This window comes from Streptomyces sp. NPDC003038 (assembly GCF_040611115.1).
In the GTDB taxonomy this organism is placed as follows: Bacteria; Actinomycetota; Actinomycetes; order Streptomycetales; family Streptomycetaceae; genus Streptomyces.
The window spans coordinates 1-1,400 of the sequence record NZ_JBEXNN010000118.1 but is presented as its reverse complement, the minus strand read 5'-3'; the positions used below and the strand labels follow the sequence as shown (position 1 = coordinate 1,400).

The following is a 1,400-nucleotide window of genomic DNA, read 5'->3' as shown; positions in this document are numbered from 1 at the left end:
ACACCGCGTTCGGTCATCAGCTCCTCGACTTCGCGGTAGCTGAGGAGGAAGCGGAAGTACAGCCACACGCAGTGCGAGATGACCTCCACCGGGTAGAACAAGACGCCGCAGGGGGCAGGGGCTGCCGACCACAGCCCGGGGGCGTCGCCGGTGGGGAGACGCCCCCGGAGGGCGGGCAGGGGGTACTCCCCAGAGCGCTCTGGATAACTGCCCTCGTCCGCACACTCCCTGTCGGCGCGGCTGCCTGTAAGTCTAGCGAGCCCGAGCCCAGGTGAGCTGTGGTTCGTTGGTCGACTGTGAAAAAATATGCAGGCTAGTACTGCAACGGTGCTTGCCTTGACGGTTGGGCAGTTTCTGGTGGTGTGTGGCCGCGTCGTTTGTAGTGGCTGACGCGGGCTTGGTGTTGTCGTCTGCGCCGCCAGTGCGACCAGTGCAGGACGTGGTCGATGCTTGGGCGGGCCCGGGTGAGGCGGCCGATCAGGCGCCGGAGTTCGGGGAGGGTGAGGGGTATGAGCTGGGAGGATCCGTTTCTGCTTTCCCAGTGTCGAGTTCGCGGGCCCGCAGGACGGTGAGGCAGGCGTGTGCGGCCATGGCGAGGGTCATGTGGGGTGCCAGCCGTCGTAGCGGCGGACCTGGTAGTCGTCCAGGCCGCACTCCTGCTTTGCGGTCTGGAAGCATTCCTCGACCGCCCACCGGGCGCCGGCGATGCGGATCAGCTCGTCGAGGGTGGTTTCGGCCGGGTATTAGGCGATGTAATAGGAGATCTCCTCGGGCCTGCGGACACTTCGGCGGGCGATCACCCAGTGCCGGCGGTCCTCGCGGTGCCAGGGCCGGACCTCGACCCTGGCCCAGTCGTAGACCCGCGGGCCGTGGGCACCATGGCCGCAGGAACGGCGCTTCCACTTCTGCCGGGGCAGGGCGGGGAACAGGTCCTGGACGGGGTGGTCGATGGCCCAGCGGGTGACGACGGTGTCGTGCCGGGTGGTGGCCATGACATGGAAGACATCCGCCCGCTCCAGCTCGGTCCGCCAGCCTCCCCGGCGGCGTAGGTACTGGCGGCAGGGCCCGTTGCTGTAGGCCTGGCCGGCCGCGACACTGTCCGGCTTGTTGCGGGGCCTGCTCGGATCCAGTTTCGGGACGCGGATTTTCTCCAGGACAGGCTTGAACTGGGTGCAGTCTGCCCACCTGACGGGAAAACTCCACGGTCAGGTGGGCATGGCGAGGTAGCCCCCGGGTCTGGTGGTTCCGGGGGCTGTTGGTCGTGTCGGCGGTGGTGTGTCAGACGCCTCCCGTGGTGAGGGCCACGTCGTGGCCGAGGTCGCGGTAGCGGGCGGCGGGGTCGCTCAGGAGGTGCCAGGCGGCCACGAGGATGGAGCGGGCGACGGCGACCAGGGCCTTGA

General features: G+C 68.3%; 1 pseudogene. It reads right to left on the bottom strand.

Features of this window, described 5'->3' with window-relative positions:
• Nucleotides 1–477: 477 nt before the first annotated feature.
• Nucleotides 478–1,034, bottom strand: a pseudogene (locus tag ABZX75_RS34360) (IS701 family transposase); the annotation flags it as partial.
• Nucleotides 1,035–1,400 lie beyond the last annotated feature (366 nt).